Raw genomic sequence first — 21,801 nt, forward strand, 5'->3', positions numbered from 1 at the left:
ATTATTCCCTCAATTCCTCAAAGAACTTCTTAAATTCTTTGGCATTGGCATGATGAGCCGACCGGATCACACTCGATAAATACTGTAATTGGCTTCTTTGGTTTTTCTGAGCTGCCTTCAAATATTGCTCAAATGCTCCATAAGTCATATTCATAATGCTGTCAGGATGATGGCCAGCGCCAATCAAGTACTGAAATGAATCGAACCAGGTGGCTTCACTTGTCTGGGCTTTTTTTGCGCCACGCTTTGGCTTTTCATATTTAAAATAAGCCTGGTTGACCAGAAGCACAGTTTTGAGCAATTGTTTGAATGCCTGTTCATTTGTAGCAAGCTTGAATAGGGATTCATTGTCCAGATCGGTTACGCATGCAATAGTTGAGATGACCTGCATGCCATGTGCTGCGAATAGCTCTGTCAAAACTTCATCTGAATGACTTTTATTTTTAAGGAACTGCTTGATTACCTCAGCATGTGTAGCCCAAATGTCAAAGTCTTTCATTTGTATCTGCCGAACTTCAATATCATTCACCGCGATAGATCGGTTCGTTGCTAAGAAAAAATCATTCATGATGAGGTCTCAATGTAAATTTTGGACATAAAAAAACCACTCCGAAGAGTGGTTTTTTTATTTTCAAAAGATTCAATTAAACATTTGCCCAAATTGATAGATAACCAACATAAGCATTAGAGCTGAAAATGATGTTACCAATACTTCTATTGCTGTCATTCCTTTTCCCTCTGTTTTTTATTGTTCTTTTTTTATACAGACAAATAAGAATATTCTCAACAATTAATTCAACCAAAGGGTAAAAAATTGTGACCATATTCAATATAAAAAGGCGACATTGTAACAGGCACAAAAAAAGACGCATTTGCGTCATGGAATTCTTTGTGCCTGTATGAGTTTATGCAGCTACACTGAAGCGCTCAATATGACCAAATACACTAAGCTCTTCGTCATTTGCTTTAGTAATATCCGCCAGTGCTTCACCTTCAATTGAATAAGATCCGAAGTCCTTATGAATTAGATCAAATTCAGTGTCTGGTGAAAATTCGACGCGCCATAAAGTTAAGATCACCTTATCACCTGTAACAGTATCAATGCCTTTAAACAGCAAGCGATATTCATTACCCAGGTTAGTTGCAATTGTAGTACGTGTCTTAGCACCAGCCTTGGCTGAAAACTTAACTGGACCAACGATAGCTTCGTTAAAAACTACTGTGCCATAAACTGCATCAAGCACATATTTATCTGCTTCAATAGCCACATCTGAGCTATCCTTAAAAGCCACTTCACTTAAATTGCGATGACCTAAATCAATCATCGCGCCAGCTTCTACGGCGCCAAGACTAACATCAGTCAGCTGTGTTTCAGGGATTTCGATTGATTTGCCACTTAAAACCATTGCTAAGTTTTGCTTGGTTACTTCTTCCAAGGTCCCAGAAATAGCTACTGCAGTTTGTTTGCGTAGTACCGCATCCTTAGCACGGAGGCCGGTTTTGCTTTCATAGTGATCCGTTGATTCACTAGAAATAGCAATTTGCAATTCCGGTGTATTACCTACAGGCAATAATGCAGAAGGCACACTATTAACCATCTTCGCCAAATGAAGCTCACCTTGAAGCGAGATTAAATCTGATTTTGCCATTACTTTTCATCCCCTGTAGTTTTCTTGGCTGGAGCAGTTTTAGGTTCAGGTATTTCCTGAATGACACCATCTGCCAGTAATTTTTTGATTTGCGTATCATCCAGCCCACCAACGATGTCATCTTTCTTAAAACGACCTACAGGCTGCAATGCTTTGTATTGTTTTGCCATGACTGGCTCCTAAATAAGTTTCTGAATTTCAAACATGAATGGGAAATAACAGTGCCCCGCCTTACCACCAACCCGCACTGGACTATTTGTACGCTTGAAGGTTTTAAAGCCAACAACTTGTGGATTAAAACCCTTCATTGCATTCAGGATCTGATCAATAAAAGGTTCAGCCTCTTTGCGAATCAAACTGGTTTCCTGAAGCTGTGCACCACTATGCCGAACTGATAGAACCACTAACCATTGCTGGTAAGTCACTGACATTTCCCCGCGTCCCGCTTCACCCGCAACGCGATCATCGTAGTAAATGATGCTGACTGATGGAGAGTTATTAGAGGCTTCCAGCATCTCTTCGATATTAAACGGCGTATTTACTTCTACCAGTCCGGGAACTTCCTGTTTAATACGCTCAACCAGCATTGGTTCAAGAACAAAATATCCCATAGCTACACCACAAATATGCCAGTGCCTGTGAACGGTTGACCTTCATCACCTTCAGGCTTGATTGGAAATACAAGAATTGCCTTACCGGTTGATACCTTATTCAGCCATGAAATTGCCATTTCATAACGCCGTAATACTTCCTCGGTCGGCTGATCCTTGTACAGTAGATAGCGAGAAATATCGCCCACATTTCGTTTGAGCTGCTCAGGAACACTAGGCAGTGGCAAGTCATAACGTGCGGCAATATAGCTATTTACCTCATTGCTTGCCTGATCGATCACATTAAGCGTGATCAGCTCCTTTTGCTCAGGAGTTAAAGGTGGATCCTGATTGCGGGCAATATTAGTTTCAAGTCGTTCAATTTCGTGCTGGCCAAAACTATCAACCAGGTCTTTTCGCGCGATATATGCCATACCTAATCCTCTGACACAATGTAAGTTACACCTTGACGCAACTGACCTGAATCAATTAATGGTCTACTGCTACCTTTTCGCTTAATGGTTCGTGGATGCAACGGCGCAAGTCTTGCAGTCACCATTTGCTTTTGGATATCTGCCCGACCTTCCATGCCAAGATATTCCCACATGGTCCGTAGATTCATGCTCCCTTCAATCAGTGCTGGTATGCTGCGCTCTATAAAGCCAAGATACTTTTCCTGGTTCTGTTCAAGCGTTGGTGTTATTACATCACGCTTTGGAATATTTCTAGATGGTGCACCGTGGTAGTGAATCGCAGCCAGGTCGGCCATGGTAATAGAACGCTTTCCTCCACCATGGCCAAGATGGCTTTGACTCCCCAACCAACCAACCTCAACATGGCCACCTATCTTTTTGGCATTCTCAATGAAACGATCCAGTGAACCATCATCATCGAGCTCTACGCTTGAGTTAATGTGAACCATGTTGTCACCCAATTAAACTTCTTGTTTTGCCTGACTGGTACGTGTGGTTTTAACTGGCTTTTCATCGGCCTCCTCAACCACACTAATTTGGCCCGAAGTAATCAGCTGACCAATAATCTTATGGTTCACCAATAACTCATGTGCCTCCTGAGGAACTTCAGTTGTCACGCCTTTATCCAAAATAATTCGCGGCTTAGTTGGCAACACTAATGCTGCTGAATCCATTGAATTGTTGAGTGTGTACTTTGGCATTTGTTATCCCCTTAAATGTCCAAATATTTCATTGAATCAACACGCTTCAACCACACGCCTTGATATTTATAGTGGCCAGGGATTTTAATATCCACACCCACAGGTTGAGCTGCCAAAAATTGCACATCATCAGCAAGGAAGCGAATACATGAAGGATCGCGGCGATAGATAATTGCACGGTCAGAGCCAGTTAATCCTTTGCCATCCAAGCGGTCAGTTGATCCCCATTGCAGATTTTTTCCAGCAATTGCAAAGACGTTTTTTTCTTTCACAACCTCAAGGAAAGTTTTGTCAGAGCTTGTTGAGCGGAAACGACCAGCCAGAATTAAGAATTGTGCTGCCGGCAGAAGGAATGTATCTGGTGTTGCTGGATCATCGTATTGAGATGCAGTCAATGCTGGTGTCAATACAGCATTGATGTCTTCAAGCACCTCATCAATTGTTGCAGTCGACCAATCGTGTTGCGCAGCCACCACAGTCACATCAGATTGGTTATAGAAACCTTTCGCTTTCCCTTCACCATCCCAGGCCACATCGCTTAAGTGTTTTTTCGCAGCAAGTACAGCAGATTCAGCTTTATCAGAATCCAAAGGAATGCCTGCTTTAAGCGCTGTTTCAATTTCAAATACTGAATATTGATAACCAATTGTGCCGCCAATCACTTCAAGCGAAACCTTGTCATACTCAACTTCAGCCAACGGAATATCAGTGCCTGTACTTGCGTGGCGTTTACCCTTACCAATACCACGCTTACGCTGAAGAATTTCACCACCACCCACCACATTATTAGTAGGTAAAGTTGGAATGTACTTTTCAAACTCGGTTGCTTCGGCCATCTGGCCTTCTGTTTCATTGATAGTTTCAACTTGTTTAAACAGGCTGACTAAATTTTGCATATTAAATGCATCGCCCACATAGGCCTGAATCACACCAGCAACCGGTGTTAAACGTGCTTGTAATTTACTCATAATGTCTTACGCTCCAAGAAGACGGATAATTGCTAAACCTTCAGCATTAGTCACAGTCTCCCATGACGCACCTACAAACTCAGTCCCATCTGTTGCAGAGCTGGATAGGGACCCCAGTGGTGCTTGAGTCGTGCCATTTGCTGTTTTAACGTACACTTTGGCAGTAATGTCGGTTACTGGTGCAGATGGCTTTACCCAAATAGTACCAATCGTTTTAACCGGCAAAATATCACCAAGTTTGTAGGCTTCATTTCCACTTTCATCTACGCCTGATTTCCCAATGCCATTGCGAACAATCACACCAAAGCGTTTTAGTGTGCCATCTGCAACAGATTGAACGGATTTACCATCTGTAGTGCGGGCAACTACTTCACCATCCTTGATAAAGCCTAAACCAATCATAGGAATGGATAGGGTTTCATTAGGACCTGTTAAATACGCCTCTTGACCTGGGCGTGAGGTAATTTTCTGAACCATATAAGTGTTCCCCTATTAAAGTGGTTGTTTCCATTTAGGTGTTTCTGGTTTCTTTCCTGGATCAATATCTGTGTTCGCATCACCAGCATTTACCTTAGCTGGCTGAAATAGATTATTTGCAGGATTCATTGTTCCTGATGTAGCAGCCAATGCACGAAACGCCGTGTCAATAACATCAGGTTTTGCGTCACCAATGGCGACACCACCAAGCACCGCTGTTACAAGTGCATCAGCGGCTTTTGCTTTTACCGCTTCACGCTTGATTTGCTCACAAGTACAACCATCAGTTTTGATATTTGGATCAAGCTTTTTAGCATCATGGATTACTGCAGCACGATCAGCTGCCATTGCTTCTAACTTTTCTGGTGTTGCTTGATTTGCTTCAAGCACCGGAACTTTGTCTGCAAGCGTTTTATGGTCTGTAACCAGCTTGTCTGCAACCGCTTGAACCACCTCAAGCTCTGTTGCAATCGAAAATTCCTGATCGCCAATTTTCAATTTAGCTGCTTTTAGGTTTGCTAATTGATCTTGTTCTTTCTTAAGCGCAGCTGCCAGTGCCTCATTGTCAGCCACATCAAATGGAATACCATCAACGATGATTTTCATTGTTTTCTCCGGGTTTGGGTTTTGATCGCCAACACGGCAATCGCCACCGCATCGACCATAGTGGACAAGCGCAACGTGGTTGACTTGTATGTTTTTGAATACCGCGTGGTACGGCGTACCGTCAGGCGCTACACCCGTCTCAAGAATCAGATCAGCGCCATAGCCAAGTGATAATTCAATTTTTTCATTGGTTTGAATGAGCTCGATGGCCTCTTTATCTTTGATCAGCAGATCACCGACTAGATAACCCTCTTCTTCACGCACATTTGACAGGTCACCAATGCTATAACCGTGCCATGTTGCAGCATTCACTTGGTTGCCTGGTGGATGTGAGTTTGTAGCATCCTTGCCCTCAGCACTCGCCATAGTGGATTTACTAAAAAGCTCATCTGCTGAGGTATAAACTCCAAATGGAGCGCCTTCTTTAAGGCCCTCAATGCCACCAAACTCCTCTGGGTAGTAATTGCGTACCTGTGGGGCTTTGGCGAGCTTTGCGCCCTTACAAAGTAAAAATCCCTCTGGTGTGAGGGATCGTGAAGATTGAGACGGCGCAAAGTCACCAATCTTTAAGTTGATTAATTTTTTCATGATTAAGCTGCCATTTGTAATTCCATAATCTCTTCAGGTGTTGGTGCGTTCGGATTAAATAGGTGTGCCGTATATGGAATCGCATCACATCGACAACAATAATCAATGCCAGGATGACCACCAGCCGGCGGGTCTGCCCAAGCAAATAATTTGTTATGCCGTGCATAATGAACAGGACGCACACGCTCATCTAAACTGCAAGACCAGTAATAGTGAGTAATACCCATTTTTTGTTGACGAACTTGAGTCAGGCGACTGGTGATCTTCCCGACCTGATCACGCGCAATCAGTGCAGCACGGCTTTCATTTTTAGCTCCTAGAGCCTTGATTGCTTCGATCATGCTTTCAGCACGCTGCCCGGACTGCAAACCATTTAAAACAATTTGCTCAACCTGATCCAGGTGCTGCTTGGGTAAAGATTTAATTAAGGCCACATTAGCGGCCACCGCCTCAGCCACAACTTCGGCAAGATCTTCACTGCTCATAAGGCTTGATAGATCTATTCCAGTGGAGTTGTAGATAATCAAAGCCAATTGCTTGTCAGTAGCAGCCTTATTCTGCTGAACGATACGCCGTGCAATATCCAGTGCAACCGTATCAACCACACCATTCATTTTTGAACGTAGCGCAGCCATAGCACTCAAAAAAATATCCAAGATGCCGTCTGACACTTGGATATTTTGACTATCGCTAATTCGCTGCTGCCTTAGAATTGGAATAATAGATTCCAGAACTCCGTTGTGGCATTGCCTGGTGATCTTTAGTAGTTGGCCTAGATAATCAATTTCGACCTTTTTTGATCGATTGATTGGCTTTGCTTTAGCTTTGCGTCCTTTTTTCTTTTGTGCTGCTTGTTGCAATAATGGACTAATCAGGTGGATCTTCATTAATCAGCTCCAATTTTTTGATGTGGTCCTCTGTAATGAAGTCATAAACCTTATCTTCACGAAGCTGTTTAGCAATCTGAGCCTCTGTCACAATACCAAGCTCAAGATACTTATCATCACGATCTTTATTGTTCTTCTCAACCTCAGATCGAGTTTTCGCATCCATTTGCCACAGGGAGTTAAATAAAATCCCAATACCTTTTGGTGAGTCACCATATAAATTTCGATACAACATCGGAATCAATAAACTCAGCAAAGGTTTCAATAACCAGTTTTGCTCAGTGTTGATGCGATCATAGTAAGAACGTAAATCAAATTCACCTGAATTATTCAAACCAGAGGTGGTCTGCCCAAATAAAAGCGTATAAGGCATATCAGCAGCACCCGCAGTTTGCTGTGCAAATTCACGCATGAGCTCAGGTAAGCCACCAAATGTATAGGATTTGGATTCGTATTCTTCTTGCTTGTCGATAACTAGCATACCATTCAGGCTTTTCATTAATGCGGCCGCCCCAAAGCGCTCCATTACATCTTTTGCCCGGCTTTTAATGGCATCCATTAATCCAGGGAACTTAATCACATCAATCTTAGCTTCATGCACCAGGCTTGCTGCCCCAGCATTAGTAGAAGCAAAGTTGCGTATTGTGTAGTAGATCGAAAGCAATGAGGATTCCTCTTCCTCGCCGTTGGCAATCTTAATTAATCTGGATGAGTGCACCTTTACTTTCTGATTATTTCCTTGCTTGTACTCAAAATATACTGGCTGGAATGGCTCACCAGCTGTTAATTCGAGTGGTAAGTATTCACTGGTCAGTGCTTTGACTTGGTTGTGCTTTAGCACGGTAATGAATTGCAACTGGCCACGGCGTAATGCATTTCGATCTAAAGGCTGATCGAGTGTCTGGCCATCTGCCACACCGAGCAATAAGTATGACTTGCCGTATTTACGCATCCAGATTAAGGCTTTGTATAAGCGTTCAACCAGCTTAATACGTTCCATTTCTGCGTATAAAGCCAGGCTTTTATCTTCATCAATTCCGCTAAAGTACCACCCAGAACGAAGCATATCCTGCACTGGGCGGTTGATAATCTTCTTTGCCAGCCAGTCCTGATAGACAGCTTCGATTTGATTATCATCAACACTTATTTTCTGAAATGTGCCATGACTTGCTTTGTCTCGATCCGTATTTAAGTTGGATACAAAATTGACATAAGCGCCATCGATCACATCAACTTGAGTTTGCTCTGTCAATTTGAATCTCCTAATCTAAAAGTGATGGGGGCGTGGCCAATGTGTCATTAATACCATCAATCGTTGGGTCCCATTGGTCATCATGGTCATGCGTCATATCAGCGGTTAAGCCTTCAACTTCTTCTACGTATGGTGATAACCACGGTGCATCCACAGGCAACATCACACGACCATCCTCAACATAAAACTGCACATCCATGGTTCGTGTGAGTTTGTCTGTATTACGCTGAATCGCACGAATTGGAATGGATGCTGTACGTGAAATCGTTTGAATTAGCGTGGTACCGGATGCTTTATCCTCAATCGCCATGTAGCGCAGTGCACCAAGTGCTGGTGTGTCCACATGATGCTTTTTGATAAATAGCTCTGCTTCTTGAATCAGCTCAGGTGCCAACCATTTACCACGACGCACATCAATAATGTAGAACTTATCGTCATAGCCAAGACCGCCACACAAGAACACAGAATAATCGTTATGCTCTTTTGTTTTTTGTGCTGTATCAGCCCAAATCGCACGCCACTGCAATGGCGGCAACTCTTTGTATGTACCGAACCATTCAGCCTTAATGAGGTCACCGCCTAATTTCTTAGGCTGCTGCATATATTGACTTGAGAATGTATAACGGGAAACCGTAGCACCCTCTTTATCTTGGCCACCTTTCTCAAGCTGCAGTAATGATTTTAGGGTTTCCTTTTGTGGCCAGTAGCTTTGACGGCCCTTTTCATCACGCTCAACATCTCGTGGTACCAGCTTCTGAATATGCTCAGGCAAAGTATTGATATAAGCATCATCAATTAATGCCGGAATAGAAACTTGCTCCCAATCACCAGGTAAATTTCCAGTCATTACAAAGTGAGTTGGATCCTCGACATGCAGGCGCTGCATAATCATGATGATGGGAGTATCTGACTTGGCCTTTCGGGAGTTCACCGTATTCAGAATTTTACGATTTGCTGAATCACGCTTGATCTTACTAAAGACATCTTCAGGCTTTAATGGGTCATCAATGATGATACAGCCGGTAAAGCCTTCTTCTGCCAAGGTACCAGCACGGCGACCAGTAACCTGACCACCCATCGATGCAACGTAGATATGCCCAACATCGTAGTCATCTACAGTGATTTTCCATTCTTTCTTTGAATCAGTACTGTTGGATACCTGAAGATTCCACATTGCCTGAAAATCTTTCGATTTCACAATGTCGCGTGCAGTATCAGAAACACCCTCAACTAAGGATTGGGAGAATGACAAATATAAAAAGCGTGAACGAGCGTTAAGAGCCAGGCCGCGCGGTATTAGGTTTGTCGTTAATTCGGTTTTACCTGCACCTGGTGGAACGTTAATCACCAGGTTCGCGATATTTCCTTTGATAACTTCGTCAATTAACCAAGCCACATACTGATGATGCCAATTGACCATAAACTTAAAGCCCATGCGGGGCTTAAAGAATCGCCGGGTGAAATATAAATGCTCATCTTCACACAGCTTTTTTTCAACCTGTGTTTGCAGATCCATTTAGTATTCCTCTTGGGCTTTCCTCACAGCTTCATTGACTTGCTCTTGGGTTGCTTGGAGAGTGGTTGTCTGTAGTGGACTTCCATCAGCACCGGTTAATTCGGTTTTATTGGTGTACTTACCACCCATATCTTCAGCAGCTTGTTTGAGAATGCTTAAAGCAGCTACACGGTTTTTTCCATGCTTTTGGTATTGGTTTTCCAGACGCTGCAATCGTACTGACAAATTTGCAATTGGAATATTTTGTGGTGTATCTAAAAAATCTTTACGAGCAGCTTCAAATTCAGCTTTCAATTCAGCACTGAGATCTTTACCAACACGCTTAGTTGGGTCATAGGCTTCACACTGCTGACGACTCACATCTATCTCAAATTCTTCTTTGACGAGCACCACTGTTTCTTGAGGGGTATTAAATTGTGCAAGTGATCGAACAATAAAGAGTTTTTGCTTTTTATTTAAACTAGCCATTTCCCTCTATCCGTCAAAGTACGTCAAAGAAGACGGCCAAATAAAAAGAGCCCTTAGGCTCAACTAATTACACAGTTCCCACAGCACGCAGCAATATTAGTTTCAGATACAAACGGCGCATTCTTGGCGATTTCCAAAAGTCGTTTTACTGACTCATCAGCACCCCATCGTTTTGTTTCACCGAAGAACACTTCAACGTCATGGCCAGCCAGGTAATGCTTGGGTAGACCGGTATGGTCGCTATAAATGATCTCGCCATCTGCATCACGTTCAACACCGATGTGATAAAGCTCATGTTCAATCAGACGACAGAACTCACGATCTGACGTTTGCTCACAATATGCTGCATCCACAGTGATTAAGTATTGAGGAACAAAACCAAACCAGTCACGCATCTGTTGTTCCTGGCGTGCCTTCTTCCATCCGCCTTGGTTAAACATCACTTTTTCACATTGGCCAAGCACCATTCTTTTTTTAGCTACAGCAGCCGATGATGCCCAGGCAAATGCCAGGAATGTTTCATCGTCATGCAGCAGTTCAGCAATGTGGTCATGATCCGGGTTATGAAGTTCACCACCAATGGTCAGCCAGTTTTTAACAACCCATTCTTTTAATTCCATGGCGGGTGCCAGGCGAATCGCTTCTTCTTCCTCAGCCTGATCAATCAGATTCGACGGCGGGAATGGTCTAAACTGATCCATAGGATGCCTTTAAATTTCTAAGCCACATCGTAGCTCTGCCCATGTAAATATCAGCGGTTTCAAAGCGCATATACCGGTATCCCATTTCTTCAGCATGATCGTATCGGTCGACACTCCATGCCTTTGTGGCCAACTTGCCTTTACGCCCACCAGACCAAGGACCACCAGCAATTTCAATCAACATTCGATACTCAATCAAATGAAAATCAAAACGCCAATGCTTGGTACTTTTGAAGTGAAAGTATTCTTCGTATTTAATTTCCATACGATCCAAAATCTCTTTGAATCGCTCGAAGGCTTCCAGGTATTTTTCACCGGCTTTGGGTAGTGGTCTGGTACGTGGTTTCTTTTTAATGGGTTTCTTATCGGTCAGGGCTTTGTATGCATCCGGTTCCATAAATTACGCCCATTAAAAAACCACCCGGAGGTGGCATATAAATTAAATAATCTTGATAGGTATTAGTTTAAGGTTCCAATCACTATCAAACCTTTTATTCAAAAAATTTATAATTTGATTTTCATGGTTTCTAAACTCAGAACAAGTCATAACTATCGCATTTCTACCACTGGATACTCCATATCTTGTAAAACCCTCATTAGCTCTTCTTGTTGAAGTGTTATTAGATAACAAGACTCTAGCCTTCCCTTCTCTTATTAATTTTTTCCGGCCCCTTATTTTAGGGCACTTATTAGCAGGTATCTCAACCTCAATGGTAAAGCAATCCATTACAATCCTAACTATATCATTCAATTGAATAAACTTTATAACGACTCTAAAGGGTTAATCCAATGGTTTAATACTTTACAACTTGTATCAAATATGTAGTTAAAAAAGAATTTTGAGTACAAACCTTCATTTTGAATCACAGTTTTATTTTTGGCTAACTATCCCCAAACTTCCGCCTATTCTTAAGCATGTATCACCTAAATTTTGAAGATATGTTAAACGAGCCACAATAAAATTTTAAATTTTTGTTAGTTTGCATGGACCTCTCACCAATTAGAAAAAAACCCCACTATAACCTAGAAAACGTGGGGTTTTTTGCGCCTTAATACGTCCGGCAATGGACAACTATTTTTCTTTTAAACAATCCCGACACACTTTGATTTCTTCATCATCAACCGTGTAATCGATTTCTGTCGCACCATGTAGTCCAAATAAACAATACAGAAACTTAAGCATGATTTATCTCCTTACAATTAAAAGCCCACTTACTCCTTCAAATAAGCGGGCCTATGCTGCAGTCATTTCTTCGTTTTCTTGTTTTCGCATGATTAAAATAGCACCAAAATTTTGACCATAAGGTATAGAAAACATAGATAAATTGTTGGTTTGTGGAATAGTTAAGTTAATTCTATGTTACTTATCCACTAAAAGTTTGATCTATGCCAAAGTTTCAGCAATCTGATTTAACAATAACTTTCGATGTTCTTCCTTTAGTTCTTCATTTGCATCAAAGAATAGTATTTTAAATTCAACCACTTGATATACTAAATTGTCACCCATACATATGTTCAAGTCACTTGCCTGGTAATTTATGACTGAAATAAGGTGGCACGAATAAGAAAAGAAAAAAACCCGCCAATATCTAGAATTGAGCGGGGTCTTATGTGCCGTAATACGTCCGGCTATTAGCAAAGGAAATGTAGCGAAATGTGGCGCTAAAATGTTTAGTATCGCTTGAAATTTTTAGAACTCAAATAAGCTTGGATGTCCTCACCATTATCTTCTTCAGACATTATAGGACGCTTAAATTTTCCTCGGGGAGGATCATAAATAATTATTTCAGTTATATTTTCAATAATTACCGCAAACCAAAGAATAAATTCCTTGTCTTCAAATCTATTTGGAATAATAGTTAAGTCTAATTTTCTTCTATTACTTAGACTTATCTGTTCGAGCAGATCTTCAATATTATTAAATTCATATCTAAACTTAAGATTTGTTTTGATAATGATTCTCTTTAGTTCACTTAATAGTAAATCTAAATCTTTTAAATTATCTAAAACAAAACCATTCCTTCTTCGAACTCTTGTATAAATCAGTTCTGCTATTTCGGCGTATCCATTCATAGTTTTTCTTTATTTGGATAATTGCGTTTCAATATACTTGTATAAGCATCACTATAGTTCAAATGTTACCTAAATATAAAATTTACTTAATCATCTTTACCGCATTTACGGCATTCTTGTGTGTATCCACGCTCATGGTCGTAATCAAACTCATAAGCATGAAAGCAGAATAATTTGCGTAGTAATTTCAGCATGGCTTATCTCTATAAAAAAAGCCCACCTCAGTAGTAGATTGAAGTGGGCCTATAAACTAAGGACCTTGAGAGTGATCAGGTCATCCAGAAACTACAGCAGTTTCTACCTGCCATCCTATATATTTATTCGTGAATTTCTTGTGAAGAAAATTCATTAAAAAAGCCCGCTTAACTCGGGGAAGTTAAACGGACTAGTATGGGGTATCATCTTTTTTGTTTTTTTATTGCGCTTTCTCTTTGGAGCAAAAAAAATATATCACTAGGCTTTGATTTACAAAGTATAGAGAATTTGGAGAAACTGTTTTCCTGTGTCTGCTTTTGGTTATTTTTTGATCTTTGTTAGACAATGATCATTAAATCTAATTTGGTAGCGGCTGATTCCGATTTAAACCTGGTTGGTTTAAACAGCCGCCATAGGGTGCCCTGATAAAAAACCGCCTTATGGCGGTAGGTGGCTCATTTAAATTTTTCTAAAACTTAAATTTGGAATTACTCAATAAACCTATTAACGCAATATTTATAATTTTCTTCCTTGCTTACATGCCCACCAGCATGGACACACGAGCAAAATAACTCAGCCTTGTTGTATTTTATCGATTCAGGAACATCAACCCCATAACATGCAGAGTCTATTCGAGTTGGCTTGCGGGCCAAAATTGAGTTATCGCCACTAACTGAATACCAGATACCCCCAACAACAGTAATAATTATAAAAATAATAGGAGAATTGTTTTTAAACATTATTTTTTTCCCTACAAAAAAGCCCACCATTTGGCGAGCTTTTAAATCGATCTAGTGCTTTAACGTACACTTCGGTCACTATAGCTGAAATATGCCATATCCCTTGCGCAAGGTCAATATCTCTACATTGCCTTTAATTTCATCGTTGTATACTATTTTCACTAATAATTTAGGCATTCCCTTGTTCATGTCAGATTTACAGCTTTCCCTAAGTGAGTACCTTGCAACAGTCCAGGAAGTTATACGAATAACTTTTGATGAACCGATATGGGTTAAAGCTGAAATCCGTAATCTGAGTATTAAAGGTGGTCACTACTATTTAGAACTGGCAGAAAAAGAAGAAGATACAGACAAAGTGATTGCCAGTTGTAAAGCGACAATCTGGAAATCTGCTGCAGCAAAAATGGTATTGAGGTTTGAGCGAGAAAGTGGGATTGAATTATCCCGAGACCTGAATGTTCTGATTAAGGTTAAAGCTACTTTCAGTCCTCAATACGGTTTCTCAGTCAATGTTGAAGCTATTGATTCGAGTTACACATTAGGGGATATTGCACGGCGCTATCAGCAGATATTAGAACGCTTAACTCAAGAAGGTCTGGCCAATAAAAATAAACTACTCCCCACTCCATTCGATATTCAAAATGTCCTAGTCATTGCACCTGAAAATGCTGCAGGACTAGGTGACTTCAAGAAAGATGCCGATGCTTTGGATAAAGCCGGTGTTTGTCATTTCGTTTATCACAACGCGACCTTTCAGGGAAATACAGCTGCAGTTTCTATCATTAGCTCTCTGGGCGATGGTTTACGTCAATGGGCTAAAGACTTTAAAGCTGCGCCAGATCTGATTGTAATCATACGTGGTGGCGGTGCCGTGAATGATCTGGCTTATTTAAATGACTATGAATTGGCAGCCCTACTCTGCAAACGCACCGTTCCGATCTGGGTCGGTATTGGCCATGAAAAAGATCGGACCATCCTGGATGAAGTTGCACACCGGTCGTTTGATACACCCAGTAAAGTGATCGGGGGTATTCGTAATCTGATTGTTGAACGCACTCAGGAAGTACTCGAGTCTTTCCACACGATCAAGCTTTTATCTCAGCACCAGATCACATCGTATCAAAGCCAGAATGACCACTTGATCAAAGTGATTAAGACGCATGCTCAAAACCAGATTAATGAAGCCAGCCGGTCTATAGAACTAGTTAAGGATACAACACGATATTTGGCTCATCAGCAAATTAAATTAGCCTCAAACCAGGTTGAATCTTTGATGCGTGAGACCTTATTACAAAATCCCCGGAATGTGATGGCCAAAGGTTACGGTATTGTCCGCGGCCAGGGCAAAGCCATTCGTTCCATCCAACAAATTTCAGGTGACAGCATCCAGGTAGAATTACAGGATGGTACCATTGAAGCCAACGTGATCCAGGTATTAAGCAATGACTAAAAAAGAATTAACGTTTAAAGAAGGCTATGAAGTTCTTAAGAAAAATGCTGAACTGCTGGAGTCACAAGAAGAACCGGATATTGATAATTTGATGAAGATCGTTGAAGAGTCTATGTCTGCATACAAAGCCTGTAAGTCACGTGTAGATGCAGTGCAACAGGCTTTGAATGAGACTTTTAGAGAGTAATAAAAAATTACTTAGTCCAATAGCCGTAATGTTGGTTTTCTCTTAATAACTTGCATTGATGCACTACGGGTTTTGTGAGTAATAATATCTACTTCAACCAAGTCTATTTCAATTTCAAATCTATCTGATCTGAATTTTTGGCTTAAATCTTTTAAACATTTTATATTCTCAATAACAGAATAATAATTACTTTTATTAATGTTAATATTTAACTGATAATCTGCTTTACATCGCCATTGATGCAAATTTATCAACAATCTATATATTGAACTATACTGTAAGTCTTTAGTTGTTCTGGAATATTCAAGAAAAGTTTGTGCTAATCTTTTATGTGTAGTTGGATATTCCGAACTCAAAGCATCATAATGTTGACCTAAATTTTCATCCAAATTTATCCAACTAAGAACTTCATGATAGACATAATAATATAAACGTCCAATTGCATTTCTAATTAGAACTTCACTAGGTTCATTACCATTACTAAAATCTAATTGTATTCCAGTATCAAAAAAACTCTTGTGCTCCATATTAAGCCGCTACTCTTTGACTGTGACTTACTCTAAAAGTTATAATAAATTTTTCCATATTATTATAATAATTATCACTAAAATTTTTTGAGTTTTTTATTTGTTGAAATACTTCTTTATCAAATTCTTGATTAAGTATAGAAATATCTGAATAATTTACATTTTCCACACAGATATCGGCAATTACCATCTCTAAATCTCTATTGAAATCTAAACCAATTAGTATTTGACCAACCTGTATTTTTTTTGTTTCAATAAATGCTATATTCATTAATTTATGAATATATGAATTTTCTATATTAAGTTTAGAAATCTGCTCATAATCATCTTTTAATTCCTGATAAAGATTTGAGAACAAAGTAAATTCTTTTTCTGTAGAAAAATTCATATAATTAAAATAATAATTATATTTCTCAATAAGATCTAAACTTGGATATTTTTTTGCTAAGTGCGCTAATTGAAAATATACATTTTTATTATTTGGGTTGTTTTCTAAATAAGATAAGGTTTTCTCAATTGCTAATGCATATTTTCCTGTTCTTTCCAGAGCTTGAATATAATTAGAATATGCAAGCCCTGAATGTTCTAACATACAAGAATCATAAAAACTTTCTTGAGCTTTTTCAAATTCATTAATATAACTTTGCATTATCCCAATATTAAATAATGCTTTGGGTCTATCTCTACCTTGAACTTCCTTGAGTTTTCCTATTTGTTCTTCTATATATTTAACCACCTCAAATGATAGACTTTTCCTACCATCTGCTAGAATAAACTCAGGAATTTTTTCAAGTTCTGGACGATTCATTTATAGAAGCCTACTATAGAAAAAGTCAAAAGAGAGTTTTGTAATAGTTATAAATAAACTTAGCTAGTTAGGTAAAACTATGAAGACAAATGATTAAGGCAAAATATATACAAAATATAACTTTGTCAACCAAATTCAATAAAACCATACCGACTATGCAACGCAGCCAACCCACACTTCACATCCATCCGGGCATCTAACTGACTGCGTTCATCTGTCACCATCTCTGACCATGAGCAGCTGTAAAAGTAACGGCTAATGATGGCATCCATCCAATCATCCAGTACTTCTGATTGCCCCTGCAGATCCAGGACCAGACGCTGAACTGCCCGAGCTTCGTTGTCGTCAATTTCACAGGTCATTTTCGTTTTACGTGGTTTAGGTGGTACATAATCCCCTGTGAGATAATCCGCAATAATTTGCAGCTGCTGATCGGCATTAAGTTTTTTAGATTTCTTTGCCTTCACAGCATTGTCCATAGCCACGGCGATAGGATTCACAGTACGACCGCTTGAACTTGTGTTCGTATATAACCATGCCCCAAACTGCTGTAACCAGCCTTCTAAATCAAAACGTGACCAATCCACCGACTGTAAAATATGTTGTTTTGCTACTGCAGTACTCATTGTTATAAATCCCCTACCATCTTCTCTATCTGCTGAACCGCCAAACCTGACTTCACTTGCTCTGTACTAAACCGTATTACCTGGTAACCCATCATTGTTGCTGCGTTGTATTTCTCCATATCCCCAATGTATCCCTTGCCTCTTGTATGTCGCCCACCACTCCAGATTCCACCTTCGACTTCAACCAGTATCTTTTTGCCTACCAGGTGAAAATCAGCTCGCCATTTTCGTTTTGGGTGAAACTGATATTCCTGTTCAAAGTTGATTTTTAAGGCCCTTAACTCCATGGCCAGCTTTGCTTCAAACTCATTCGGTACTTTCTCACCCTTGACCTTAGGATACTTAGAGCCTCGTTTAGGTTTAGGTACCCCAATCATTTTCTTGTATTCAGCAATTGAGTAACTGGTCATGCATCTACTCCACTGGCCAACTCTGCAAAAAGCTGTTTTGCGTGATCAGTTAGAGTAAATCCCTGTGGTGTTTCACCATCCTTTGCCACCAATCCCCAGTGAACCAGGCCATTGAGATAACACTGCAGGCTGCGAATTGAAATCCCCATGTTTGGCTCTATCGCTGCATGTATTTGCTTAACAGAGATACGGCCTTTGGTTGACGCCATGGTTTTGAAGATCATCAGGTTTGTGTAGGTGCGCTCTGCATCCGTCATGCTGCAGCTCCCGGGAGTGATCCATTGAACCCAACCTGTTTCAAATACGGTTCCCATTTTTTGGCTTGTGCTGGATCTTCCAGTTTCACGGCGATACGTGCAGCGAGTTTTTCATAGGACTCACCCGGTTCAGAGAACTTGCTTGAGAACTCAGGATGTTGTGAAAGTTTTTGAGCAAAGGTGTGAATCTGTTTTTCAGAAAGCTGCTGAGATTTACCGCCTGTACCTGCAGGTTTTCCAGAAGTTGGATTTTGATTATTCGAATACTTGGTTCTGTATGCGTTGATCACCCAATCAGCGAAGTGATAAATCATCAGATCATCGCTCATTGGTTTTTCAGCGTTGTAATTCTCGAATGCTCGTTTTTCACGTTCCGCCCATTTCGAATTCATGATGGATTCAAAATCGATGCTGTCATCAGCCAGATAAATTTCTTCACAAAGTTTTTTAAAACAAAACCAGTCTTTTTTATTTTTAGATTCTTCTGGTAGGTTCTTTGATAGATTCCGTGTCCCAACGTTGGGACCCTTTCATGGAATTGTTGGAACTGTTCCGTTGTTGGTACTGTTCCATTGTTGGTACTCTTTAAATCGGCTTTTTGATCTTTTAAGGGTTCCATTGTTGGTACTGTTTCACGGCCATTTACCCCAACCAATTGATACACTTTGACCTGTTTGGTTTTCCCTTTTCGCTCACCAGTATCTGCAATTAATCCATCTTCAATCAGCTCATCGATGATCTTTAAAACCGTTTTGCGGTCCATTTCTGTATCATCCACCAATCTAGACATGCTTGGATAAGCACAGTGATCTTCACCAGCCCGGTCGGCAAGTGATAGCAGCACTAATTTCTTGAGCGGTTTCAAAGCCCCACCTTTTTTAGTGGGTACTTCTACACTCCATGCCCATTTGCTGGCATCTAAGCTCATATTTAAACCTCAACTGCTTTTGGCTTCACGTATCCACCAAATGATTCAACTGAATTCGACTTCACCAGGCTTGATACGATCTGATCAGCCAGATAAATTGTGATGCGAAATCTCCGGGCCATTAACTGGGATAATTCAATTTTGGTAACGGCAGCGTTGTTTTCGTCATAGCCCTTTTTGCGAAGGCTTAATTTCTTTTGTTCATGGATTTCATGCAACACACGTAAAGCTGGTTCATAAAATGATTGAATGCCCTGCTGTTGCTTAAAATCCGGTTGTTTCTGGAACTGTCTATTCATGGATCACTCCGAGACAAATAATGCAATAGGTTGATCCAGACGGTGTTTGGCCTTGAGTTCAGCTGGTGATGCGAGCTGAATGTCATCTTTGTGAATAATCTGCCCACTGTCCAATCTGTAGTATTCATCTGGGACAAAAGCCTCTACGGTTTCCAGGCTGTTATCTGCAATTCGATGTGAATACACCACCACATCCCCTTTAATAAAATCGTATTGCACGTAGGCATCATCTGGTGCCAGCTCTAAGACAAATTCTCTTTTTTCAATTTGCTGGACTAAGCAGGTATTACAGTGCTCTTCTGTAAATTCACTGCACTTGTTGGCGCATGGGTGTTGTGTTAAATTTGATTCCATGTTCATTTTTCCTTCATAGACTTGTGAACACACCGAAAAAGCCTGATTTCACGGATCAGGCTTTTTCTATTTGTATTTGGGCAATGTACTTCCCAGATGCTTTTCTCAACGCCTCATCTGTAGCTGCAGCGAATTCCTGGATTTGCTTTAAGAATGCATGAGCCTCTTCATATTCTTGCGGTGTCACAACGTTATCTTCTAAAACGTCATAAACGGTTTTTGTTGCTTGTCCTGCTGCAATAGTGGTTTGCAACATTGCTTCAACAATTGAAAGCTCACGATGGTTATCACCTTTGGAACCAACTGGAACCAACACATAACCAAGTTCATGTGCCCAAACTTTTATTAACTCTGGGCTTTGAGTGAATGACTGAATAGCTTCAAGCTTTTTCAGACTTGGAATGTAGTTTTCCATATTCACATTTGCGTAATTCAGAATGGTGTTGTGTGAATCACCAGTAACCTGAGCAATATCTTTTGGTGAAATGCCTTTTGTTTGCTTAATCATTTTAAAGATTGCTGTTTGAGCTTCTTTACTTAATTCCATTGTGAATCCTGTAGTTAACTTCACATTTATTAAAAAAAATTATTGAGTGATAATTTGGTTCAGGCAGTAAGTTTTTGATTGCGTAAATAATCAAAATCAGCTTCTGGACATAATGAATCGCAAGAGACTTGACCTTTACTTGCTTTATCTATGCGAATAGCCAACGGTGCTCCACATTTTTTGTTTACATAGATGATTTGCTGAAGGTTACCGACTGTTGTTAGGCATTCTTGTGCGAAGGTTTTACGACCCTCTGGTGTAAGGCTTAAAAGGTAGCTTTTAAGTTGTTCAGTGTTAGAGGAAGACATTTTTATCTCCTTAATAAATATATTTAGTAAATACTAATTTTAATTACTAAACATGTCAATCAATCTTTAGTGTTTGCGAATTTACTTTTTACTAAAAACTATGTGAAATACTAAATATGGATAAAGTTGCTTTAAGACGCAGAAATTTGCGCACAGCCATTGATGCTGCTAACAAGGAATTAGGTTTTAAGTCGGATGTAGCTTTTTGTGAGCATTACGATTTAAACGCTAGTCATATTTCTCAACTCATTAATGGGCATGGGAGTTTTGGTGAGCGTGCGGCAAGAAATCTTGAGAATAAGATTGGCTGGGATAGTGGATTGCTCGACAAGGAAGATTATTCCGCGGATGGCTCTACCACACATTCATGTCAAACTGGGGGAATCCATATAGCGCCCATCGAGTTTAGAAGTGGTGAAAGAAAGCCAACCAATGTAAGAATTCCTATTTATAAAGACATCAAGGCTTCATGTGGCGCTGGCATAGAAAATTTTTTAGAAGATGTGAGTGAGTATCTCGACATAGATCCATACATCTTAAAAATTATGGGCATACAAACCAAACCAGAAAACTTGCGAATAATCTATTCTGCTGAATACAGCATGTACCCTACTGTTGCCCCAGAAAGTCCGTTATTTGTGGATATTTCAGATAAAGACCCAAATGCTTTGAAAAATGGAAATGTGTATGTGTTTACACATAATCACGAATTAAGAATGAAACGTGTATTTGTCAGCTATGGCTCGAATACCGTGAAATTGACCAGTGATAATCCAGATAAAAAGCGATATCCAGATGAGTTCATTACAAGCGAGCAGCTTAATGAAATCAATTTTGTTGGACGTTTAGAGTTGGCTTTAGTTAAGCCTTAACCCGAACCGGCCAGAACAAACCATTCCATTAATGGATGGATGTAAGTTGGTTGGCAAAGTTGTTGGGCTGTATCGGGATGTCTAAAAAGTAAGTCACTGGTGACTTGGGGTGTTATGAATGCAGAAAATTGAAATAAATTCCCGCAAGATCAGCCATGTGCTTTACGAGCATCATCTACTGACAGTGGTACTTAAGACAGGTCAAAAGTTTTTATACCAAACTGTAGTTCAAGAAACTTTTGATGATTTTATTAACGCTGACGACAAAGACAAGTTTTATAAAAACCACCTTCAATTTAATGATGGTTTGAGAAGAATTCAGCTTTTTGGGTAATTGAAACTGT

General features: G+C 40.1%; 31 protein-coding genes and 2 pseudogenes. 5 read left to right on the forward strand and 28 right to left on the reverse strand.

What is annotated here, in order from left to right:
• Position 1: 1 nt before the first annotated feature.
• The 18 genes from E0H88_RS12755 to E0H88_RS16010 all read right to left on the reverse strand — a co-directional run bounded on the left by E0H88_RS12755 (position 2) and on the right by E0H88_RS16010 (position 13,884).
• Positions 2-568, reverse strand: coding sequence for a hypothetical protein (locus E0H88_RS12755; protein ID WP_131274441.1), 567 nt, complete (start codon positions 566-568; stop codon positions 2-4).
• Positions 569-905: 337 nt separating this feature from the next.
• Positions 906-1,649 (reverse strand): phage tail tube protein, encoded by a 744-nt coding sequence (locus tag E0H88_RS12760; protein ID WP_131274442.1) that lies wholly within the window; start codon positions 1,647-1,649, stop codon positions 906-908.
• Positions 1,649-1,819: a hypothetical protein gene (locus E0H88_RS15955; RefSeq protein ID WP_165493319.1), complete on the reverse strand. Its 171-nt coding sequence runs from the start codon at positions 1,817-1,819 to the stop codon at positions 1,649-1,651. Before E0H88_RS15955 ends, E0H88_RS12760 begins: the two co-directional genes overlap by 1 nt.
• A 9-nt stretch (positions 1,820-1,828) precedes the next feature.
• Entirely contained in the window at positions 1,829-2,260 is a 432-nt protein-coding gene (locus E0H88_RS12765) for a phage tail terminator protein (protein WP_131274443.1), read from the reverse strand.
• Between the two features lie 2 nt (positions 2,261-2,262).
• Positions 2,263-2,673 carry a gp436 family protein gene (locus E0H88_RS12770; RefSeq protein ID WP_131274444.1) on the reverse strand — a complete coding sequence of 137 codons (411 nt, stop codon included), beginning with the start codon at positions 2,671-2,673 and terminating at the stop codon, positions 2,263-2,265.
• A 2-nt stretch (positions 2,674-2,675) separates the two neighbouring features.
• A complete protein-coding gene (locus E0H88_RS12775; protein ID WP_131274445.1) occupies positions 2,676-3,059 on the reverse strand; it encodes a hypothetical protein in 384 nt (127 codons plus the stop codon).
• A gap of 114 nt (positions 3,060-3,173) precedes the next feature.
• Positions 3,174-3,413: a hypothetical protein gene (locus E0H88_RS12780; RefSeq protein ID WP_131274446.1), complete on the reverse strand. Its 240-nt coding sequence runs from the start codon at positions 3,411-3,413 to the stop codon at positions 3,174-3,176.
• Between the two features lie 11 nt (positions 3,414-3,424).
• Positions 3,425-4,381, reverse strand: a complete 957-nt coding sequence (locus tag E0H88_RS12785) for a major capsid family protein (protein ID WP_131274447.1) — start codon at positions 4,379-4,381, stop codon at positions 3,425-3,427.
• 6 nt (positions 4,382-4,387) lie between these two features.
• Positions 4,388-4,858: a structural cement protein Gp24 gene (locus E0H88_RS12790; RefSeq protein ID WP_131274448.1), complete on the reverse strand. Its 471-nt coding sequence runs from the start codon at positions 4,856-4,858 to the stop codon at positions 4,388-4,390.
• Positions 4,859-4,873: 15 nt separating this feature from the next.
• Positions 4,874-6,052, reverse strand: coding sequence for a DUF2213 domain-containing protein (locus E0H88_RS12795; RefSeq protein ID WP_131274449.1), 1,179 nt, complete (start codon positions 6,050-6,052; stop codon positions 4,874-4,876).
• 2 nt (positions 6,053-6,054) lie between these two features.
• Positions 6,055-6,687 (reverse strand): minor capsid protein, encoded by a 633-nt coding sequence (locus tag E0H88_RS12800; protein WP_252152026.1) that lies wholly within the window; start codon positions 6,685-6,687, stop codon positions 6,055-6,057.
• Positions 6,688-6,919: 232 nt separating this feature from the next.
• Positions 6,920-8,191, reverse strand: coding sequence for a DUF1073 domain-containing protein (locus E0H88_RS12805; RefSeq protein ID WP_131274451.1), 1,272 nt, complete (start codon positions 8,189-8,191; stop codon positions 6,920-6,922).
• A gap of 10 nt (positions 8,192-8,201) precedes the next feature.
• Positions 8,202-9,707 (reverse strand): phage terminase large subunit, encoded by a 1,506-nt coding sequence (gene terL, locus E0H88_RS12810; protein ID WP_131274452.1) that lies wholly within the window; start codon positions 9,705-9,707, stop codon positions 8,202-8,204.
• A complete protein-coding gene (locus E0H88_RS12815) occupies positions 9,708-10,175 on the reverse strand; it encodes a DUF2280 domain-containing protein (protein ID WP_131274453.1) in 468 nt (155 codons plus the stop codon).
• 59 nt (positions 10,176-10,234) lie between these two features.
• On the reverse strand, positions 10,235-10,876 hold the full coding sequence (locus E0H88_RS12820; protein ID WP_131274454.1) for a putative metallopeptidase: 642 nt from the start codon (positions 10,874-10,876) through the stop codon (positions 10,235-10,237).
• Entirely contained in the window at positions 10,863-11,273 is a 411-nt protein-coding gene (locus E0H88_RS12825) for a hypothetical protein (protein ID WP_131274455.1), read from the reverse strand. The genes E0H88_RS12820 and E0H88_RS12825 overlap by 14 nt, the downstream gene beginning before the upstream one ends.
• Before the next feature lie 1,274 nt (positions 11,274-12,547).
• Positions 12,548-12,949: a hypothetical protein gene (locus E0H88_RS12835; protein ID WP_131274456.1), complete on the reverse strand. Its 402-nt coding sequence runs from the start codon at positions 12,947-12,949 to the stop codon at positions 12,548-12,550.
• Between the two features lie 683 nt (positions 12,950-13,632).
• Positions 13,633-13,884, reverse strand: a complete 252-nt coding sequence (locus E0H88_RS16010) for a hypothetical protein (RefSeq protein WP_131274457.1) — start codon at positions 13,882-13,884, stop codon at positions 13,633-13,635.
• A 187-nt stretch (positions 13,885-14,071) separates the two neighbouring features.
• Between E0H88_RS16010 and xseA the strand changes: the two genes are divergently transcribed.
• Positions 14,072-15,334: an exodeoxyribonuclease VII large subunit gene (gene xseA / locus E0H88_RS12845; protein ID WP_131274458.1), complete on the forward strand. Its 1,263-nt coding sequence runs from the start codon at positions 14,072-14,074 to the stop codon at positions 15,332-15,334.
• Positions 15,327-15,521, forward strand: a complete 195-nt coding sequence (xseB, locus tag E0H88_RS12850) for an exodeoxyribonuclease VII small subunit (RefSeq protein ID WP_131274459.1) — start codon at positions 15,327-15,329, stop codon at positions 15,519-15,521. The genes xseA and xseB overlap by 8 nt, the downstream gene beginning before the upstream one ends.
• Before the next feature lie 11 nt (positions 15,522-15,532).
• On the opposite strand, the gene E0H88_RS12855 is transcribed toward xseB, so the two are convergent.
• From E0H88_RS12855 to E0H88_RS12900, 10 genes and pseudogenes are all read right to left on the reverse strand, one after another.
• Positions 15,533-16,048 carry a hypothetical protein gene (locus E0H88_RS12855; protein WP_131274460.1) on the reverse strand — a complete coding sequence of 172 codons (516 nt, stop codon included), beginning with the start codon at positions 16,046-16,048 and terminating at the stop codon, positions 15,533-15,535.
• 1 nt (position 16,049) lies between these two features.
• Positions 16,050-16,856 carry a hypothetical protein gene (locus tag E0H88_RS12860; protein WP_131274461.1) on the reverse strand — a complete coding sequence of 269 codons (807 nt, stop codon included), beginning with the start codon at positions 16,854-16,856 and terminating at the stop codon, positions 16,050-16,052.
• A 125-nt stretch (positions 16,857-16,981) separates the two neighbouring features.
• Positions 16,982-17,482, reverse strand: a complete 501-nt coding sequence (locus E0H88_RS12865) for a hypothetical protein (RefSeq protein WP_131274462.1) — start codon at positions 17,480-17,482, stop codon at positions 16,982-16,984.
• Between the two features lie 2 nt (positions 17,483-17,484).
• A complete protein-coding gene (locus E0H88_RS12870) occupies positions 17,485-17,892 on the reverse strand; it encodes a DUF559 domain-containing protein (protein WP_131274463.1) in 408 nt (135 codons plus the stop codon).
• Positions 17,889-18,149 (reverse strand): hypothetical protein, encoded by a 261-nt coding sequence (locus tag E0H88_RS12875; protein WP_131274464.1) that lies wholly within the window; start codon positions 18,147-18,149, stop codon positions 17,889-17,891. Before E0H88_RS12875 ends, E0H88_RS12870 begins: the two co-directional genes overlap by 4 nt.
• Positions 18,146-19,077, reverse strand: a pseudogene (locus E0H88_RS12880) (helix-turn-helix domain-containing protein). The gene E0H88_RS12875 and the pseudogene E0H88_RS12880 overlap by 4 nt, the downstream one beginning before the upstream one ends.
• 2 nt (positions 19,078-19,079) lie before the next feature.
• A complete protein-coding gene (locus E0H88_RS12885; RefSeq protein WP_131274465.1) occupies positions 19,080-19,376 on the reverse strand; it encodes a hypothetical protein in 297 nt (98 codons plus the stop codon).
• Positions 19,377-19,379: 3 nt separating this feature from the next.
• On the reverse strand, positions 19,380-19,730 hold the full coding sequence (locus E0H88_RS12890; RefSeq protein WP_252152023.1) for a hypothetical protein: 351 nt from the start codon (positions 19,728-19,730) through the stop codon (positions 19,380-19,382).
• Positions 19,731-19,785: 55 nt separating this feature from the next.
• Positions 19,786-20,277 carry a phage regulatory CII family protein gene (locus E0H88_RS12895; RefSeq protein ID WP_131274467.1) on the reverse strand — a complete coding sequence of 164 codons (492 nt, stop codon included), beginning with the start codon at positions 20,275-20,277 and terminating at the stop codon, positions 19,786-19,788.
• Positions 20,278-20,336: 59 nt separating this feature from the next.
• Complete coding sequence (locus E0H88_RS12900) at positions 20,337-20,585, reverse strand: hypothetical protein (protein WP_131274468.1); 249 nt, start codon at positions 20,583-20,585, stop codon at positions 20,337-20,339.
• 116 nt (positions 20,586-20,701) lie between these two features.
• Between E0H88_RS12900 and E0H88_RS12905 the strand changes: the two genes are divergently transcribed.
• The 3 genes and pseudogenes from E0H88_RS12905 (at position 20,702) to E0H88_RS12915 (ending at position 21,791) form a co-directional block, all read left to right on the forward strand.
• Positions 20,702-21,457: a S24 family peptidase gene (locus E0H88_RS12905; RefSeq protein WP_131274469.1), complete on the forward strand. Its 756-nt coding sequence runs from the start codon at positions 20,702-20,704 to the stop codon at positions 21,455-21,457.
• Positions 21,453-21,542, forward strand: a pseudogene (locus E0H88_RS16150) (LexA family protein); the annotation flags it as partial. The gene E0H88_RS12905 and the pseudogene E0H88_RS16150, both read left to right, overlap by 5 nt.
• Before the next feature lie 33 nt (positions 21,543-21,575).
• Entirely contained in the window at positions 21,576-21,791 is a 216-nt protein-coding gene (locus E0H88_RS12915) for a KTSC domain-containing protein (RefSeq protein ID WP_131274470.1), read from the forward strand.
• Positions 21,792-21,801: the final 10 nt, after the last annotated feature.

This window comes from Acinetobacter sp. ANC 4216 (assembly GCF_004331195.1).
GTDB lineage: Bacteria > Pseudomonadota > Gammaproteobacteria > Pseudomonadales > Moraxellaceae > Acinetobacter > Acinetobacter kookii.

What these genes read in the sequence shown, in the direction of transcription:
- E0H88_RS12755 (WP_131274441.1), bottom strand. Translation starts at nt 568, where the DNA reads ATGAATGATTTTTTCTTAGCAACGAACCGATCTATCGCGGTGAATGAT.
- E0H88_RS12760 (WP_131274442.1), bottom strand. Translation starts at nt 1,649, where the DNA reads ATGGCAAAATCAGATTTAATCTCGCTTCAAGGTGAGCTTCATTTGGCG.
- E0H88_RS15955 (WP_165493319.1), bottom strand. Translation starts at nt 1,819, where the DNA reads ATGGCAAAACAATACAAAGCATTGCAGCCTGTAGGTCGTTTTAAGAAA.
- E0H88_RS12765 (WP_131274443.1), bottom strand. Translation starts at nt 2,260, where the DNA reads ATGGGATATTTTGTTCTTGAACCAATGCTGGTTGAGCGTATTAAACAG.
- E0H88_RS12770 (WP_131274444.1), bottom strand. Translation starts at nt 2,673, where the DNA reads ATGGCATATATCGCGCGAAAAGACCTGGTTGATAGTTTTGGCCAGCAC.
- E0H88_RS12780 (WP_131274446.1), bottom strand. Translation starts at nt 3,413, where the DNA reads ATGCCAAAGTACACACTCAACAATTCAATGGATTCAGCAGCATTAGTG.
- E0H88_RS12785 (WP_131274447.1), bottom strand. Translation starts at nt 4,381, where the DNA reads ATGAGTAAATTACAAGCACGTTTAACACCGGTTGCTGGTGTGATTCAG.
- E0H88_RS12790 (WP_131274448.1), bottom strand. Translation starts at nt 4,858, where the DNA reads ATGGTTCAGAAAATTACCTCACGCCCAGGTCAAGAGGCGTATTTAACA.
- E0H88_RS12795 (WP_131274449.1), bottom strand. Translation starts at nt 6,052, where the DNA reads ATGAAAAAATTAATCAACTTAAAGATTGGTGACTTTGCGCCGTCTCAA.
- E0H88_RS12800 (WP_252152026.1), bottom strand. Translation starts at nt 6,687, where the DNA reads ATGGCTGCGCTACGTTCAAAAATGAATGGTGTGGTTGATACGGTTGCA.
- terL (WP_131274452.1), bottom strand. Translation starts at nt 9,707, where the DNA reads ATGGATCTGCAAACACAGGTTGAAAAAAAGCTGTGTGAAGATGAGCAT.
- E0H88_RS12815 (WP_131274453.1), bottom strand. Translation starts at nt 10,175, where the DNA reads ATGGCTAGTTTAAATAAAAAGCAAAAACTCTTTATTGTTCGATCACTT.
- E0H88_RS12820 (WP_131274454.1), bottom strand. Translation starts at nt 10,876, where the DNA reads ATGGATCAGTTTAGACCATTCCCGCCGTCGAATCTGATTGATCAGGCT.
- E0H88_RS12825 (WP_131274455.1), bottom strand. Translation starts at nt 11,273, where the DNA reads ATGGAACCGGATGCATACAAAGCCCTGACCGATAAGAAACCCATTAAA.
- E0H88_RS12835 (WP_131274456.1), bottom strand. Translation starts at nt 12,949, where the DNA reads ATGAATGGATACGCCGAAATAGCAGAACTGATTTATACAAGAGTTCGA.
- E0H88_RS16010 (WP_131274457.1), bottom strand. Translation starts at nt 13,884, where the DNA reads ATGTTTAAAAACAATTCTCCTATTATTTTTATAATTATTACTGTTGTT.
- xseA (WP_131274458.1), top strand. Translation starts at nt 14,072, where the DNA reads ATGTCAGATTTACAGCTTTCCCTAAGTGAGTACCTTGCAACAGTCCAG.
- xseB (WP_131274459.1), top strand. Translation starts at nt 15,327, where the DNA reads ATGACTAAAAAAGAATTAACGTTTAAAGAAGGCTATGAAGTTCTTAAG.
- E0H88_RS12855 (WP_131274460.1), bottom strand. Translation starts at nt 16,048, where the DNA reads ATGGAGCACAAGAGTTTTTTTGATACTGGAATACAATTAGATTTTAGT.
- E0H88_RS12860 (WP_131274461.1), bottom strand. Translation starts at nt 16,856, where the DNA reads ATGAATCGTCCAGAACTTGAAAAAATTCCTGAGTTTATTCTAGCAGAT.
- E0H88_RS12865 (WP_131274462.1), bottom strand. Translation starts at nt 17,482, where the DNA reads ATGAGTACTGCAGTAGCAAAACAACATATTTTACAGTCGGTGGATTGG.
- E0H88_RS12870 (WP_131274463.1), bottom strand. Translation starts at nt 17,892, where the DNA reads ATGACCAGTTACTCAATTGCTGAATACAAGAAAATGATTGGGGTACCT.
- E0H88_RS12875 (WP_131274464.1), bottom strand. Translation starts at nt 18,149, where the DNA reads ATGACGGATGCAGAGCGCACCTACACAAACCTGATGATCTTCAAAACC.
- E0H88_RS12885 (WP_131274465.1), bottom strand. Translation starts at nt 19,376, where the DNA reads ATGAATAGACAGTTCCAGAAACAACCGGATTTTAAGCAACAGCAGGGC.
- E0H88_RS12890 (WP_252152023.1), bottom strand. Translation starts at nt 19,730, where the DNA reads ATGGAATCAAATTTAACACAACACCCATGCGCCAACAAGTGCAGTGAA.
- E0H88_RS12895 (WP_131274467.1), bottom strand. Translation starts at nt 20,277, where the DNA reads ATGGAATTAAGTAAAGAAGCTCAAACAGCAATCTTTAAAATGATTAAG.
- E0H88_RS12900 (WP_131274468.1), bottom strand. Translation starts at nt 20,585, where the DNA reads ATGTCTTCCTCTAACACTGAACAACTTAAAAGCTACCTTTTAAGCCTT.
- E0H88_RS12905 (WP_131274469.1), top strand. Translation starts at nt 20,702, where the DNA reads ATGGATAAAGTTGCTTTAAGACGCAGAAATTTGCGCACAGCCATTGAT.
- E0H88_RS12915 (WP_131274470.1), top strand. Translation starts at nt 21,576, where the DNA reads ATGCAGAAAATTGAAATAAATTCCCGCAAGATCAGCCATGTGCTTTAC.